This is a genomic window from Campylobacter upsaliensis (genome assembly GCF_900637395.1).
Classification (GTDB): Bacteria; Campylobacterota; Campylobacteria; order Campylobacterales; family Campylobacteraceae; genus Campylobacter_D; species Campylobacter_D upsaliensis.
Map to the genome: position 1 here is coordinate 315,093 of NZ_LR134372.1, position 15,337 is coordinate 330,429.

Sequence of the window (15,337 nt, forward strand, 5' to 3'; positions counted from 1 at the left end):
TAAAAAATTTAGGATTTTTGTTCTAAAACATAAAGCTTATTTTCTCCATCTTGATAGGATAAAATGTGAATCTTGCCTTCTTTAAAAAATAAGCTTCTTGCATTGGTGATGGTGTTTGGATAAGCTATTACCTTTACAATCTCTTCTTTTGAAGGATTTATAACGGCTATAACATTATGATTTTTACTTAAAGCGTAAATTTTACCATCTTTAAACGCCATAGAGCTTACATATAAATCACCCAAAGTTTTACCTTCTTTAAGTGCTGCTTTTGGACTAAATTCGCCTGAAAGAACTCTATCTTTTAGAGAAACTTTAGAGATGATGAAGTCTTTTGCGTTTTTGTTATTTGGCACTGTGGCTAGGTAGAGGTAATTTGCATCATTTGTCATACTAGCGACATGGTGAAATTTCGCACGCACTGTATCAAGTCTGCCACGACCTAAATCCTTGCCTTGTCCTTCAAATTTATCCGCTCCTTTGATAAAATCTGCATATTGCAAAACTTCATCGGCGTTTTCATTTTTAGCAAATCTTAAGAAAGATTTATTTGAACCCATAAGTAAGAATTTATCTTGCATATAAGGAATAATGCCTATGATAGGATCAATAGTCGCTGAGAAGTAAGGGTCAAGCTCAAAAGCACTTTTGATATTAAAATTTTCGTCCATAAATGCTACATCAAATTTAGAACTTGCCACAAATTCCCCACCTATAAAATCAAGCGTGTTAATTGGCTTATCAAAGCTAATATTTTGCTCACTTACGATTTTTAAATCTTCATCAATTTTTGTAAAAGGAGAGTTTTGGCTATCATTGTCAAAAACAATGCCTAGTTTCTCACTTGCAGGAGCGAAAGCATAATCGGGAGCTTTCACATCGCGTTTTCCTAAGAAAGAGATATTTTGCCATAAGCCGCTCCAGCCTTTATCGCTCCAAATGATGTATTTTGGATTAAGAGTGAATCTTACAGGGTCTCCTTGCCCAACATAAGGAGGCACACCCGTGCTAACAAAAGCTTGAAAAACATTAGAGGCTACGATGAAAGTGCTGATTAAAACAGCGACAAAACTAAATTTAGTCCATTGTCTAAATTTTTCCCCTGCCATTTCTGTCTCAAATGCACTAAATTTCGGTGCAAAAGCAAAAATCACGCCCAAAATAAGCACCACAGCCCAAAAGACAACTTCAGCCCAAAAATAAGTATGAATTCCAAACACAGCCAAGCCAAAGCCTTGATCTAAGTCTCTGTGAGCGTGATTACCAAAATGGGCGAAAGATTGATAAAGACCAAAAGCTGTCATAATCAAAAGAGCCGCCAAATATTTGCCCTTAAGTCCATAACGCACGATAAAAAGAGCAATAACGCCGATGAAAATCATCGCTTCTCTTTGTCCCCAGCAAAGTGTGCAAGGGCTATCCTTTAAAACATAACCAAAAATTAAATTTGCAATACCAACAGGCAAAAGTATGATTAAAAAGCCTGCTAAACACATTAAAGTGTAGAAATTTTTTGTTTTATTGATTTCACACATTTTTATCCCTTATAAGTTCATAATTGTCAAAAACGCACTGGACTTGTGTCCAACATAATAAAAAATCATAATAGCCCAAGATACCATCACTAAACCAAAAGCAAGTTTTTCTTTTTCTGGTTTTGCTAGGATTAAAACAAGGGCAATTAAAACAAGTAAAAGTTCTAAAAACTCCATTTTGTCTCCTTTGAAAAATAAAAAGCGTAATTTTATAGAAAGAAACATAAGAAAAAATTAAATTTTTATAATTTTTTCATAAATTTAACCCCCCCATAGGCTTGTAAGGAATTTTTAATTATTTTATAATCGCATAAATTTTTCAAGGAATTTTTATGAGAATTATTGCGTTAATTTTATGCTTTATTTGTGCCTTATGGGCAAGTCCAAAAGATACGCTCATCGTAGCTGTGGAAAATGAAGCGTCTAAAATCAATCCCGCTTATAGTGAGGATCATGATGCGGTGATAGGTTTGATTTTTTCGGGTTTAATTCGCTTTGATGAAGATATGAAAGCAAAGCCTGATTTAGCAAAGTCTTGGAGCATTAGCAAGGACGGCTTAGTGTATGAGCTTGAGCTTAGAGATGATGTTTTGTGGCACGATGGGGCTAAATTTAGTGCTAAAGATGTGAAATTTAGCCTTGAAGCTTTTAAAAATCCTCAAAATAATGCCGAAATTTATGTCAATTTTAAGGATATTGAAAAGATAGAAATTTTAAGTGATTATAAGATCAAAATCACACTTTCGCGTCCCTTTGTCGGCTTTTTGGACTCTTTAAGTGCTGGTATGCTTCCTTCTCATTTGCTTGAAAATGAAAATTTAAGCACAAGTGAATTTAATCAAAATCCAGTCGGCACAGGCGCTTTTAAATTTGAAAAATGGAAAAAAGGCGAGTATGTCAGTTTGGTCGCAAATGAAAATTTTCATTTAGGAAAAGTGAAGAGTAAAAGACTGATTTTAAGGCATATTAACGATGCAAATGTCGTTGCTGTGGAGCTTAAAAATGGTAAGATTGATGCAGCTTTGATTGACTCTTCTTTATTAAAAAGCTTTGAAAATGATAAAAAATTTAAGGTTTTAAGAGAAAAATCGGCTGATTATAGGGCTTTAATGTTTAATTTGGAAAATGAATTTTTAAAAGATAAAAATGTCCGCTTAGCATTAAATTATGCAGTTAATAAACAAGCCATTGTTGATAATATCTTACACGGATACGGCTTCATCGCCTCACATCCCTTAGAGAATTCTTGGGCAGCACCTAAGGAATTTAAAAGCTATACTTATGATGTAAAAAAAGCTGATGAGCTTTTGCAAAAAGCAGGTTTTAAGAAAAATGAAAAAGGCTTGTATGCAAAAAATGGCAAAATTCTAAGTTTTGACATTTATACGATGAGCAATGACCCATTACGCGTGAGTTTGGCTGGAATTTTACAAAGTGAATTTAAGAAATTTGGAGTGGAAGTTAAGGTCGTGGCTAAACCTGCTGGAAGCTTTGATTATTCTAAAGTTGATAGTTTTTTAATAGGCTGGGGCAGTCCGTATGACCCTGACTTTCATACTTATAGAGTGTTTGAAAGCTCACAAGATACAAATAAAAATTCTTCAGGCTGGAATTTTGGGCATTATAATGACAAAAATGCCGATGAAGCTTTAGAAAAAGCAAGAAATTCACTAGATCCTCAAGAAAGAAAAAAATATTATGTCCAATTTATTAACGCTCTTTATGAAAATCCGCCCTTTATTTTTCTAACTTATTTGGATTTTGCTTTGGTTTATAAGGCGAATTTAAAGGGGATTAAGCCACGAATTTTAGGACATCACGGCGTAGGCTTTACTTGGAATATTTATGAGTGGAGTCAAAATTAGTGTTTAAACGCCTCATTTTTGTGGTATTTATCGCTTTTTTTAGCACCTTTTTATGTTTTAGTATGCTTTATTTTAGTAAGGGAAGCATAGCCTATGCAAAAGGCACAAATGCCATAAGCTTGGAGGCGAAAGAACGCCTTGAAAAAAGTTTTGATTTAGATAAGCCCTTATTAAAGCAGTATAGCTCTTGGCTTTTTAAAGCTTTAAGGGGGGATTTTGGCGTATCCTTAATCCACGGCGAGAAAATTGTAAGTCTTATTAAAGAACGCTTTTTTAATACGCTTATTTTAAGCTTGAGTGCGTTTTTTGTTTTATTTTTAGCTTCTTTAACACTTGGAATTTTATGCTTACTTTATCCTAATTCACTCTTAGAAAAGTTAATTCATATCCTTAGTATGAGTTTTTTTGCTCTACCTTCTTTTGCCTTATCTTTAGTTTTTATTTTGTTTTTTGCGGTATTTTTGCAAATTTTACCAAGCTCAGGCACCACAGATATAGGCTTTGAAGATGATATTTTAAATAGAATTAATCATTTAATTTTACCTGTTTGTGTTTTAGTTTTATCTCATTTAGCCGTTTTTATGCAAGTGGCTAAAACTTCGCTTTATCAAAGCTATGAAAAGCCCTTTATTTTGAGTGCTTATGCAAGAGGTCTTAGTCAAATAAGAATTATTTTACACTTTACATTAAAACACGCTCTAAGTCCTATTATTTCATATTTTGGAGCTTGTGCTTTAAGCTTTATGATGAGTGCTTATGTGGTGGAGAGTGTTTTTGCTTATGGAGGACTTGGGAATTTAATGATTGAAAGTATTATTTTTAAGGATTATCCTGTGGTTTTAGCTTTGGTTTTTGTTAGCGTTTTGTTAGCGGGATTTTTTACCTTTTTGGCTGATTTAATTTGTTTATTTCTTAATCCTCGCTTAAGGGGCATCAATTGAAAATTTTTTATCTTTTAAGTCCTTTATTTTTAGCACTTTCATTAGCTTTCTTTACGCCTTTGTTTAGCTCCTATGACCCACATTTTGGTGATATTAATGCAATTTATATTGCTCCTAATTTAAAGCACATTTTAGGCACGGATATGCTAGGTAGAGATTTATTTACACGCATACTTTATGGCATTAAAACTTCTTTTTTTATAGGCTTGTTAAGCTCTTTTTTGATCTTAGTTTTGGCACTTTTTTATGTCTTTGTGGCAAGATTATTTTTTTATACTTTTTTTATGCGTTTGCTTGATATGTTTTTAGCCTTACCTTTTTTGCTTTTGATGATGTTTTTTTCGGGTTTTATGAGGGGGAATGATTTGAGTATGATTTTAATAATAGCCTTAACGCATTGGAGTTTTGTAGCGAAACTTTTTGCAAGTGAGTTAAAAAGGCTTGAAAATTTGGAATTTTATCAAGCAGCCTTAGTGCTTGGAAGCACAAAAACTAAGGCGTTTTTTAAGGACTTGCTACCGCCTTGCTTTTCACTTTTATCTGTGCTTTTTGTGCTTAATATTGTGCATGCTATTAGCACAGAGGCAACTTTGAGTTTTTTTGGTTTAGGACTTGATTTTGAAATCGCCAGTTTAGGAAATATTCTAAACGAAGCGTCAAAGGCTGTTTTTATAGGAGCTTGGTGGATTGTTCTTTATCCGCTTTTAGCTTTACTTATTCTTATCTTGCCGCTTTTAGCCTTAAGTGCGTATTTAAGAAAATATTTTGGTGTGAGCTTATGATTTATTTAGAAAAATTAAATTTAAGTTATGAAAATATAAGACTTTTAAGAGATATTTCTTTAAATTTACAAGAAGGAAAACATTTGGCGATTATGGGCGAGAGTGGGAGTGGCAAAAGTCTATTTGCTAGGGCTTTAATTGCTTTATTTTCTCAAAATTATCGTTTAGAAGCCAAGCAATTTTTGATTAATGAAAAAAACCCTACCAAACTTAAAAAGAAAGCCTTGCGAGAGTTTAGAAGTGAAGTTGCTTTAATTTTTCAGGACGCACAAAATAGCTTTTATCCTTATCTTAATTTGGGAGATCTTTTTCACATCGTTTTAAAAACACACACAAATTTAAATGCAAAAGAGCGTAAAAGCAAAGCTTTTCAATGTATGCAAATGCTAGGATTAAAAGACTTGGAACTTTTATGGCACTCTTTTGCGCATCAGTTTAGCACAGGTATGGCAAGACGCATACAATTAGCTCTAGCTCTTTCAAGCTCCCCAAAATACTTAATTTGCGATGAGCTTACTGCTTCGCTTGATAAAGAAAATGAGCAAAAATTAATCGCACTTTTAAAAAATTTGCAAAAAAGTTTAAAACTTATACTTATCACGCACGATTTTAACTTACTTTCTTTGTGTGATGAGCTTTTATTATTTGAAAAAGGAAGCGCGAAGCAGTTTGAGGTGCAAGAGTTTTTAAATTCACAAAATGCGTGGCTTAAAGCTTATAGGGAATTTAATGTTTGAAGTGCGTCATTTGGCTAAAAATTATCCTTTAAAACGCCACTGGTATCTTAAAGAAGAGCAAAGAAGTATTTTTGAAAATGTTAATTTTAGCTTAAATTTAGGCGAGAATTTGCTTATAAGTGGTGAGAGTGGAGCAGGTAAAAGCACTTTGGCTAGGGTGCTTTGTGGTTTGGAAAAACCTAGCTTTGGGGAGGTTTTGTATAGGGGGAAAAGTATGCATTTGGGTGAAAATTTACATTTTAAAAAAGAGGTGCAATATGTCTTTCAAGATCAAAAATTAGCTCTTAATCCTTATAGAAAGATTAAAAGTCTTATAAATGATGTGTGGGAAAATTTTGCTTTGAAGAAAGATGAGGTTTTTTTAAAAGAGCTTTTGGGAAAATTGAATTTAAAAGAAGAAATTTTTGCACTCAAATCGACACAATTAAGCGGAGGAGAAGCCAGTAGAGTAGGACTTTTAAGGGCTTTTTTGTTGCGTCCTAAAATTTTGATTTTAGATGAGCTAACGAGTGCTTTAGATATTTTAAATATTGTTAAAATTGTTGAATTTTTAAAAGAATATCAAGAAAAAAACGCCATTTCTTATATTTTCATCACACATCAAGAAGAATTTTTTAGAAAATTTGACTGCAAAAAATATTTTATTTAATTTTAGTTTAAGTTAAAATAAAAAATTCGTAGTTTTTTACTCTTATATAAGTTTTGATTTTAGAAAAATTATGTAAAATTTTTATAAATTACTTTTGAATTTAAGGAAAATAAATGACTCATATGAGTGTGGAGCACCCTTATTTAGGCATTTTTATAATGCTTGTTTTATCGTGTGTGATATTTTTTGGCTTGGTTTTTTTAGCTTCTAAAATCGGTAACCATTTCGCCGCTCGTAATCGCAAAAGACTTGGGCTTGGAATTTATGAGTGTGGTCCCATCCCTGTTAAACAGGCTAATAAAATTAATTCTCAATTTTTTGTTTTCGCGTTAATTTTTATTTTGCTTGATATTGAGGTTGTTTTTTTATTTCCTTGGGCTTTGATTTTTAGAGATTTGGGTTGGTTTGGACTTTTGGAAATTGTTATTTTTCTCGCACTTTTGGCGGTAGGATTTTTATACGCATACAAAAAAGGAGGCTTTAGATGGCAGAGCATCAAGTAAATTATGCGAGTGGTTTGCCTGTGGTTTTGACAAGTGTGGATAAACTTGTGCAATGGGGTAGAAGCAATTCTTTATGGGCTTTATCTTATGGCTTGGCTTGCTGTGCGATTGAAATGATGGCAGCGGGAGGTTCAAGGTATGATTTTGACCGCTTTGGGACTATTTTTAGGGCTTCGCCACGCCATAGTGAAGTGATGATAATCGCAGGCACACTTTGCAAAAAACACGCCGAATTTACACGCCGCCTTTATGATATGATGCCTGATCCTAAATGGGTGATTTCTATGGGAAGCTGTGCAAATACGGGCGGTATGTTTAACACTTACTCCACTGTGCAAGGTGTGGATAGGATTATCCCTGTGGATATTTATGTGCCAGGCTGCGCACCGCGACCTGAGAGCTTTCAATTTGCCCTTATGATTTTGCAGAAAAAAATTCGTAAAGAAAAAGCTTCGCGTAAAATTCCACCTAAAAGGCTTGTGTGATGAGAAAATATAGCGATAAAAAAAACGCTCAATTAAAAAATTATTATGAAGATAGATTTTACCACGCTCCGCATACTCAAAAATTACCCGTTGAAGAAAGCGCTTTTAAGGAATTTGAGTCTTTATTAAAACAAGAGCTCGAGCTTAAAACTTCTTTTGTGGAGCTTGATTTTTGGGTGATAGAAATTCAAAAGGAGGATAATCTCAAGGCTTTGACCCTACTTAAGGGCTTGGGTTTTGAAGTCTTCACTGAAGCAAGTGCTATTGATTTTATTGCTACGAAAAAGGGCTTTGAGCTTTTTTATCAGCTTTTAAATTTAAAGCAAAAACTAAGAGTGCGTGTAAAAACCTTTGTCGGTGTTAAGGAAAGGGTGCAAAGTGTCGCAAGTGTGTTTAAGGGAGCTAATTGGAGCGAGAGAGAAATTTATGATATGTTTGGTATTTTTATCGTAGGGCATCCTAATTTAAAGCGTCTTTTAATGCCTGATGATTGGTTTGGACATCCTTTTTTAAAGAGCTATCCTTTACAAGGCGATGAATTTGCAAAATGGTATGAAATTGATAAAATTTTTGGTAAAGAATATCGCGAAGTGGTAGGTAAAGAGCAGAGGGATCCGGGCTTTGCCGATGATAAAGACACGCTTAATTTTTCAAGGCTTTATCACGAAACGCAAAAGGGTGCTTTGCAAAATGAAAAATCTTTCAAACAAGAATATCAAGAAGAAAGTGGCGTAGCTTTTGTCAAAAAAGTCAAACGCGACCAGGCTAAAATTTTGGATAAAAGGCGTTAAAATGCAAATTCCTAGTAAATTAAAACCTTATTATGAAAATATCGCTTTTGAGAGAGATGATGCTAAGATGATTATTAATCTAGGTCCTCAGCACCCCTCCGCTCATGGAAATTTACGCCTTATCTTAGAGCTTGATGGGGAGCAAGTTACTAAAGCGCGTCCTTGCATAGGTTATATGCATCGCGGCATGGAAAAAATGGCGGAAAATATGATTTATCAAGAATTTATCCCAACGACCGATAGAATGGATTATATCGCCGCTTCGGCAAATAATTATGCTTACTGTGCGGCAGTTGAGAAACTTTGTGGGCTTGAAATTCCACGCCGTGCGGCTGTGATTCGAATGATACTTTTAGAGCTTAACCGCATTGCCTCGCATTTGCTTTGGCTCGCTACACACGCCTTGGATATAGGGGCGATGAGTGTATTTTTGTATTGTTTTAGAGAGCGTGAGTATGTGCTTGATTTGATAGAAAGATATTGTGGAGCTAGGCTAACTCACTCTTCAATGCGTATTGGTGGAGTGATGCTTGATTTGCCTGATGGTTTTTTGGACGAACTTTTGGCTTTTTGTGCGAAATTTCCAAACGATGTGAAAGATTATGAAGCGCTTTTAGATGATAATAGAATTTGGCGTTTAAGAACAGAAAATGTTGGACTTGTTACCAAAGAGCAGGCGATGAATTGGGGTTGTTCTGGCGTGATGCTTCGTGGAAGTGGAGTGTGCTATGATATTCGCAAAGAAGAGCCTTACTTGCTTTATGATGAGGTGGATTTTGGTGTGCCTTATGCGTCTCAGGGCGATTCTTACGCAAGATATAAAGTTTATATGCAAGAATTTAGAGAAAGTCTTAAAATTTTAACGCAGTGTGTTAAGCTTTATAAGGATACTCCGCCTGAAATTTTGGCAAATCACCCTGAGTATGTGAGTGCTTCAAAAGAGCAGATTATGACGCAAAATTATTCTTTAATGCAACATTTTGTTCTTGTTACGCAGGGGCTTAAGCCTCCTAAGGGCGAGGTGTATGTGCCAACTGAAAGTCCTAAGGGCGAGCTTGGCTTTTTTATCCATAGTGATGGTACGGGTCGTCCATATCGTTTAAAGGCGAGAACGCCGAGCTTTTGGCATTGTGCATTTTTTGAAGAGATGCTTGTGGGAAGCTATTTGGCTGATGTTGTGGCGATTATGGGTAATGTAAATATTGTTTTGGGCGAGATAGATAGATGAGACGGGTGGATTTGAGAAATAGCAAGGATTTTTTTGCAGATTTAACTCTTGTTATTCGCGAGGCTAAAGAAGGTGAAGTTCTTATCGTGATGTTTGAAATAGGTGATTTCAGTGCGGTTGAAAAAAGCTTTTCTTTTGTGAGGGAGCAAAATTGCGAACTTTTAAATTCCTTGAAATTTAATGAGGTGGATTGGAGTATAGTGATTAAAAAGGTCAAAATATGAAAGCTCTTTGCTTTGTTGATATGCTTTCTTTGAAAAATCCTTCTTTGTGCGAGAATTTGGAAAAAGAGAGCATTAATATTTCTTGCCTTGAAGATAAGGCTTTAAAGGCGAGATTTTATAAATGTGAGATTGAAAGCGTGAGTTTTGTTTTGGCTCTTCTTTGCAAATTACATAAAGCTTTGGAATTTGAAGCTTTAGATGAGGGCTATTTGAGTGCGGAGTCTTGTTTTGGAGAAGACGAGGCTTTAGAAGTGCTTAAATATCTTAAAGAATTTGAGACCTTAATCTTTGATGTGGGGTTTAAAAAACACAAAGATTATGAAAATATTAAATATTTTTTAAATTTTTTAAGCAAGGAATTTCATTTGGAGCTTTTGGATAGTGAGGGCGTAAAATGGGATTTTAGTGAGGCTGTTTTGACAAAGTTAAAAGAGCTTGATAATTATGATGGCTTAGTGCTTTTTAACGCACCCCTAAAGGATAAAATTCTTCACGCTTCAAAGCAATTTTTATCAATTGCTAAGTGTCAAAATGAAGCTCTAGTCGAGCTTTGTGGCGAGAATTTAAAGATAGAAACTAAGATTATTTTAGATGAAAATTTGCAAGGAACAATAGCTTTTTTAAATTATGAAAATGCGAAGGAAAATTTTGTAAAAATTAGGCTAAAGGAATTAGGATGAAAGTGAAAATTAATAGCGTAGAATGCGAATTTAGCGATGGAGAAACAATTTTAAATATCGCAAGAAGAAATGACATTTTTATCCCTGCCATTTGCTATCTTTCAGGTTGTAGTGCAACTTTGGCTTGTCGTATGTGTATGGTTGAAGCTGATGGAAAAAAGGTTTATTCTTGTAACACTAAGGCTAAAGACGGTATGGTTGTAGAGAGTGATTTGGGCTCTTTATGGGAGGAGAGAAATGAGATTATGCAAGCATACTGCATTAATCATCCTTTGCAATGTGGAGTTTGCGATAAATCGGGCGAATGTGAGCTACAAAATTTCACGCATAAAGCAAGAGTTAATATCCAAAAACACTGGATTCAAGATACGCATAAGCCACATAAAGAATGGGGTTTTATCAATTACGATCCTGCACTTTGCATAGTGTGCGAGCGTTGCGTTACTGTGTGTAAGGATAAAATCGGCGAAAGTGCCTTAAAAACGACTCCAAGAGGCGGAGTTGCTGTGGATGCGACTTTTAAAGAGAGTATGGGAAAGGACGCTTATGCGATTTGGACGAAATTTCAAAAAAGTCTCATTGCTCCAGCAACTGGAGATAAGCTTGAGTGTTCAAGCTGTGGAGAATGCACGAGCGTTTGTCCTACTGGTGCTTTAATAGGAGCTAAATTTCAATACACTTCAAATATTTGGGAGCTTAAACGCATCCCTGCTTCTAATCCACACTCAAGTGATTGCGAATTGCTTTATTATGACATTAAGCAAAGTGGTATAGCTGTGCAAAAGCCTAAAATTTATAGAGTGAGTAACGATTTTTCCTTTGCTAGTTTAAATAAGGCTGCAAGATATGGATATGATACACAAAATGAAGCCTGTAAAGATGAAAAAGCCTTCAAGCTTTTATGTGAAAAAATTCAAAATGGTGTGATTAAAAATATTAAATTTAACAGCTTTATTACAAATGAAGAAGCTTTAATTTTGCAAAATTTAAAGAAAAAATTTAATCTTCGTTTGCTTAATGATGAAGCTTTGAAATTTAAGGAATTCTTGGAGGAATTTAACCAAAATGCCGGTGAGTTTTATATGGCAAATAGTGAGGATATAGCAAAAAGTGATTTTATCGTTGTGGTTGGGACTTTGTTGCGTTATGATGCTCCAAGTTTAAGTTATAAAATCAATAATGCCTTAGTGATGAATAAGGGTGCCGGACTTTATTTTCATCTTTTCAAAGATAAGGGCGTGGAAAAATATTCTAAAAATTTTCTTTCTCATACACATAAAAGTGGAGAAGAGGAGCAAATTCTTTATTATTTACTTCAAAAATTTAGCACAGACGAAACGCTTAAAGAACGCTTAAATTCCTTTTTTATCGAGGAGGAAAAGGAGATTGAGGAGAGCGTTAGCGAAGAAGTAAGCGAAATGATAAGTGAAACAAACGAAGCGGGTGAGAGTATAGAAAAAGAAGTGAAGAAAAACATTACAAAAAAGATTAAGAAAAAAATCCCTATAAAGCGTAGTCTTTTTGCTAAAAATTTGGAGTTTGATGAGGATAAAATGGAAGACTTGTTGCTTAAAAAATCGCATTTTACTTTAGTTGTGGGAAGTGATTTTTATTTCAGTAAAAAGGCAAAAAAGCTTGCAAAATTACTTGCTCTTATTCAAAAAACAACACCTTTTAAGGTATTTTTAAACCCTACACATACAAATACTTTAGGTGTAGCTTTGATTTGCGATTTGGATAAAGAACCACAAGATGGTGAAATTTTAGGTTATAACGAAAGAGGAGATTTTAGCTTTTCTTATGAAGAGCATTGTGATTTGGCAAGCTCAAGCCTTAATCAGCAAGAAGGCACTTTTGTTAATTTTGATAAAAGAATCGTCCCAACAAATGCCGCTTTAGAATTTGAAGGCTATTTTTTAAACGATGTGGCAAATGCTTTAGGCTTTGATGAGGAATTTAGCATTAATTATACGCAAAAGCTTCCTATTAATAAGGGTTTTTCTCCTATCCATTTTGATCATTTGGATAATTTTTACACGAATGGCGGAGAGAATCAAAGAGGCTATTTGCTTGATTTATCTCATTATGAAAAAACGCCAAATTTAAGTTACGAAGAGCCTGAATTTAAGGCTTTAGACTTAGAAAATTCTTTTTTGCTTTATAGTGCAAATCCTAGCTATCAATTTGGTCGTTTTTCTAATCGTGCAAGTGCCTTAAATGAAGCGATTTTTTTGGGGCTTAGTGAGGATTTAGCGCTTAAATTTGATGTAGGCGATAAGGATTTAATTAAGCTTAAATTGGAAAATAAGGATTTAAATTTGAGCGTTAGGATAGATAAAGATTTGACTGGAGTAGCCTATTTGCCTTATTTTGATGAGAAAATTGACACTTTAAGTTTTTTTGAAGAAAGAGTTTTGAGAGCAAATTTAGAGAAAATAGGGGGAATCGATGAGTGAGCTAGGATTTTTCATCTTAGAAAGCGTTATTAAATGCTTGTTTGTTTTGGCTGTTTTTGCGACTTTAGCAGGGTTTGCGACCTATGCTGAAAGAAAGGTTTTGGCTTATTTTCAAAGAAGAATCGGACCTGATATGGTCGGTCCTTTTGGACTTATTCAACTTGTGGCAGATATGATAAAACTTTTCACCAAAGAAGATATTATCCCATCAAATTCTCAAAAACTTATCTTTGCCATTGCACCCTTAATTGCTGCTATTTGTGCCTTTGTATCCTTAGCAGCGATTCCAATGCTTCCCGAATTTACGCTTTTTGGACACACGATACGCCCTATTATAGCTGATATTAATGTAGCTTTACTCTTTGTCATCGGCACTTCAGGGCTTTGTTTTTATGCTATTTTTTTGGGCGGACTTGCAAGTCATAATAAATATTCTATCATAGGCGGTGCAAGGGCTTTGGTGGCGATTATTTCTTATGAGAGTGTAGGGGCTTTAGCTTTAATTGCTGTGGTGATGCTTGTGGGATCTTTTTCTTTGATTGAAATCAATAATTATCAAAATGATGGCATTTTATCGTGGCTTATTTTTAAGCAACCCTTAGCCTTTGTGCTTTTTGTCATCGCCCTTTTTATAGAGACAAATCGCACCCCCCTTTGTTTGACTGAAAATGAAGCGGATATTGTTTCTGGCTATGGCACGGAGTATTCTGGGCTTCGATGGGGTATGTTTTTTATCGGTGAATATGCTTCGATGATAGCAGGGGCGATTTTAATCACACTTTTATTTTTGGGTGGATTTAATGATTTTTATTTTATTCCGGATTGGATTATGATGATTTTAAAATCAAGCTTTATTTTCTTTTGGTATTTTTGGGCTAGGGCAGCTTTTCCGCAGCTTCGCCCCGACCAAGTAATGAAAATGTGCTACTTGATTTTAATCCCTCTAGCGGTTTTAAATCTCTTAATCACTGCTTTGTTTGTATTAATTTAGGAGCGATGATGAAAAATTATTATTTGGTTGATGAAAAAAGAAGAAATCCTCAAAACACTTGGGAAAAAATAACAAGAGCCTTAAAACGCAGCGTAAAGCTTGAGCTTTTCGTGGGCTTGTGGGTTGTGATGCGTGAATTGCTTAAAAAGGGTAATTCAGCGACCATTAAATACCCTTTCGAAAAGGTTCAAATAGACAATCGCTACCGTGCCGTGCATAGACTTATGCGTTTTATAGAAAGTGAAAATGAAAGATGTATAGGATGTGGGCTTTGTGAGAAAATTTGCATTAGTAATTGCATAAGAATGGAAACATCCCTTGATGAAAAGGGACGCAAGAAAGCGAATAATTATAGTATTAATCTAGGGCGTTGTATTTATTGTGGTTTTTGTGCTGAAGTGTGTCCTGAGCTTGCCATTGTCCATGGGAAAGAATATGAAAATGCAGCTGAACAAAGATCTTATTTTGGCTATAAAGAAGACTTTTTAACGCCTATTGATAAGCTTAAAAATCAAGTCGAATTTGAGGGTGCTGGTAGCCTTAGAAAAGATGCGGATAATTTTGTGAAAAAAACGCCTCAATATTATGAAATTTTGCAAAAAAGAGAGCAAGATTTGTGCGATGATACAAACTGCGCACTACCTAAAGGAGAAGCATAATGATAGAACAATTATCCTTTATAGTTTTTTCTGTGCTTATTTTGGGCTTTTTCTTAGTCGCTGTTTTGAGTAAAAATATGCTTTATTCTCTTTCGGCTTTAGCTGGAGGAATGGTATTTTTATCAAGCTTTTATTTTATGCTTGATGCGGAATTTTTAGGTGCGATACAAATCATCGTTTATAGTGGAGCTGTGCTTGGAATTTATAGCTTTGCGATGATGTTTTTTGACGCTTCGAAAGATTTTAAAGAAAGATTGAAATTTAAAAAAAGTTTTTTTGCTTTAATCGGTCTTAGTTTGGTAGGACTTTTTGCAAGTCTTATGAGTTTTAAATTGAACTCCGTAAATGTAGATTTACCATTTATTGACACAGCCTTATTTGATTTAAATAAACAACTTGCCTTTGCAATTTTTTCTAAATATTTACTAGCTTTTGAATTTGTAGCCCTTCTACTTTTAATTGCTCTTGTTTGTGCAATTGTTTTAACACATAAAGAACTTATTAAGGAAAAGCAATGATAGAAAAATATCTTTTTGTGGCTTTATTAATGTTTATTATAGGACTTGTAGGTATTTTAAGAAGACAAAATTTAATTATGCTTTTTATCTCGAGTGAGATTTTACTCAATGCCGCAAATTTAGCTCTTATTGCTGGTTCAAAAGCGCATAATGACCTTAACGGACAAGTTTTTGCCCTTTTTGTTATGGCAATTGCTGCAGCTGAAGTGGCTGTGGGCGTGGCTTTGTGTGTGCTTTGGTATAGAAAAACAGGCACTTTAGAATTAAAAAGTTTGAAAGAAGTGGAGAATTAA

Annotated in this window: 18 protein-coding genes; 16 read left to right on the plus strand and 2 right to left on the minus strand. The window is 34.5% G+C overall.

Annotated features, from left to right (window positions below):
• Nucleotides 1-8: 8 nt before the first annotated feature.
• Together dsbI and dba are read right to left on the minus strand one after the other, a co-directional pair.
• On the minus strand, nucleotides 9-1,535 hold the full coding sequence (gene dsbI, locus EL158_RS01630; RefSeq protein WP_027303898.1) for a disulfide bond formation protein DsbI: 1,527 nt from the start codon (nucleotides 1,533-1,535) through the stop codon (nucleotides 9-11).
• Nucleotides 1,536-1,544: 9 nt separating this feature from the next.
• Nucleotides 1,545-1,712, minus strand: a complete 168-nt coding sequence (gene dba / locus EL158_RS01635) for a disulfide bond formation protein Dba (protein WP_027303899.1) — start codon at nucleotides 1,710-1,712, stop codon at nucleotides 1,545-1,547.
• A 155-nt stretch (nucleotides 1,713-1,867) separates the two neighbouring features.
• Between dba and EL158_RS01640 the strand changes: the two genes are divergently transcribed.
• The 16 genes from EL158_RS01640 to nuoK all read left to right on the plus strand — a co-directional run bounded on the left by EL158_RS01640 (nucleotide 1,868) and on the right by nuoK (nucleotide 15,337).
• Nucleotides 1,868-3,400: an ABC transporter substrate-binding protein gene (locus tag EL158_RS01640; protein WP_051529122.1), complete on the plus strand. Its 1,533-nt coding sequence runs from the start codon at nucleotides 1,868-1,870 to the stop codon at nucleotides 3,398-3,400.
• On the plus strand, nucleotides 3,400-4,341 hold the full coding sequence (locus EL158_RS01645) for an ABC transporter permease (RefSeq protein WP_027303901.1): 942 nt from the start codon (nucleotides 3,400-3,402) through the stop codon (nucleotides 4,339-4,341). The genes EL158_RS01640 and EL158_RS01645 overlap by 1 nt, the downstream gene beginning before the upstream one ends.
• Entirely contained in the window at nucleotides 4,338-5,123 is a 786-nt protein-coding gene (locus EL158_RS01650; protein WP_027303902.1) for an ABC transporter permease, read from the plus strand. Before EL158_RS01645 ends, EL158_RS01650 begins: the two co-directional genes overlap by 4 nt.
• Nucleotides 5,024-5,860 (plus strand): ATP-binding cassette domain-containing protein, encoded by an 837-nt coding sequence (locus tag EL158_RS01655; protein ID WP_232008212.1) that lies wholly within the window; start codon nucleotides 5,024-5,026, stop codon nucleotides 5,858-5,860. Before EL158_RS01650 ends, EL158_RS01655 begins: the two co-directional genes overlap by 100 nt.
• Nucleotides 5,853-6,509, plus strand: coding sequence for an ABC transporter ATP-binding protein (locus EL158_RS01660; protein ID WP_027303904.1), 657 nt, complete (start codon nucleotides 5,853-5,855; stop codon nucleotides 6,507-6,509). Before EL158_RS01655 ends, EL158_RS01660 begins: the two co-directional genes overlap by 8 nt.
• 113 nt (nucleotides 6,510-6,622) lie before the next feature.
• Complete coding sequence (locus EL158_RS01665; protein WP_004276853.1) at nucleotides 6,623-7,012, plus strand: NAD(P)H-quinone oxidoreductase subunit 3; 390 nt, start codon at nucleotides 6,623-6,625, stop codon at nucleotides 7,010-7,012.
• Nucleotides 6,994-7,497 carry a NuoB/complex I 20 kDa subunit family protein gene (locus EL158_RS01670; protein ID WP_004276137.1) on the plus strand — a complete coding sequence of 168 codons (504 nt, stop codon included), beginning with the start codon at nucleotides 6,994-6,996 and terminating at the stop codon, nucleotides 7,495-7,497. The genes EL158_RS01665 and EL158_RS01670 overlap by 19 nt, the downstream gene beginning before the upstream one ends.
• On the plus strand, nucleotides 7,494-8,288 hold the full coding sequence (locus EL158_RS01675; protein ID WP_164715682.1) for an NADH-quinone oxidoreductase subunit C: 795 nt from the start codon (nucleotides 7,494-7,496) through the stop codon (nucleotides 8,286-8,288). Before EL158_RS01670 ends, EL158_RS01675 begins: the two co-directional genes overlap by 4 nt.
• A 1-nt stretch (nucleotide 8,289) precedes the next feature.
• Nucleotides 8,290-9,516, plus strand: a complete 1,227-nt coding sequence (gene nuoD, locus EL158_RS01680) for an NADH dehydrogenase (quinone) subunit D (protein WP_027303906.1) — start codon at nucleotides 8,290-8,292, stop codon at nucleotides 9,514-9,516.
• Nucleotides 9,513-9,740, plus strand: coding sequence for an NADH-ubiquinone oxidoreductase subunit E family protein (locus EL158_RS01685; protein WP_027303907.1), 228 nt, complete (start codon nucleotides 9,513-9,515; stop codon nucleotides 9,738-9,740). Before nuoD ends, EL158_RS01685 begins: the two co-directional genes overlap by 4 nt.
• On the plus strand, nucleotides 9,737-10,420 hold the full coding sequence (locus EL158_RS01690; protein WP_004276858.1) for a hypothetical protein: 684 nt from the start codon (nucleotides 9,737-9,739) through the stop codon (nucleotides 10,418-10,420). Before EL158_RS01685 ends, EL158_RS01690 begins: the two co-directional genes overlap by 4 nt.
• Entirely contained in the window at nucleotides 10,417-12,876 is a 2,460-nt protein-coding gene (locus tag EL158_RS01695) for an NADH-quinone oxidoreductase subunit G (protein ID WP_027303908.1), read from the plus strand. The genes EL158_RS01690 and EL158_RS01695 overlap by 4 nt, the downstream gene beginning before the upstream one ends.
• Nucleotides 12,869-13,867 (plus strand): NADH-quinone oxidoreductase subunit NuoH, encoded by a 999-nt coding sequence (nuoH, locus tag EL158_RS01700; protein ID WP_027303909.1) that lies wholly within the window; start codon nucleotides 12,869-12,871, stop codon nucleotides 13,865-13,867. Before EL158_RS01695 ends, nuoH begins: the two co-directional genes overlap by 8 nt.
• Before the next feature lie 8 nt (nucleotides 13,868-13,875).
• A complete protein-coding gene (nuoI, locus tag EL158_RS01705) occupies nucleotides 13,876-14,526 on the plus strand; it encodes an NADH-quinone oxidoreductase subunit NuoI (RefSeq protein ID WP_027303910.1) in 651 nt (216 codons plus the stop codon).
• Nucleotides 14,526-15,044: an NADH-quinone oxidoreductase subunit J gene (locus EL158_RS01710; protein WP_004276862.1), complete on the plus strand. Its 519-nt coding sequence runs from the start codon at nucleotides 14,526-14,528 to the stop codon at nucleotides 15,042-15,044. Before nuoI ends, EL158_RS01710 begins: the two co-directional genes overlap by 1 nt.
• Nucleotides 15,041-15,337 carry an NADH-quinone oxidoreductase subunit NuoK gene (nuoK, locus tag EL158_RS01715; protein WP_004276128.1) on the plus strand — a complete coding sequence of 99 codons (297 nt, stop codon included), beginning with the start codon at nucleotides 15,041-15,043 and terminating at the stop codon, nucleotides 15,335-15,337. Before EL158_RS01710 ends, nuoK begins: the two co-directional genes overlap by 4 nt.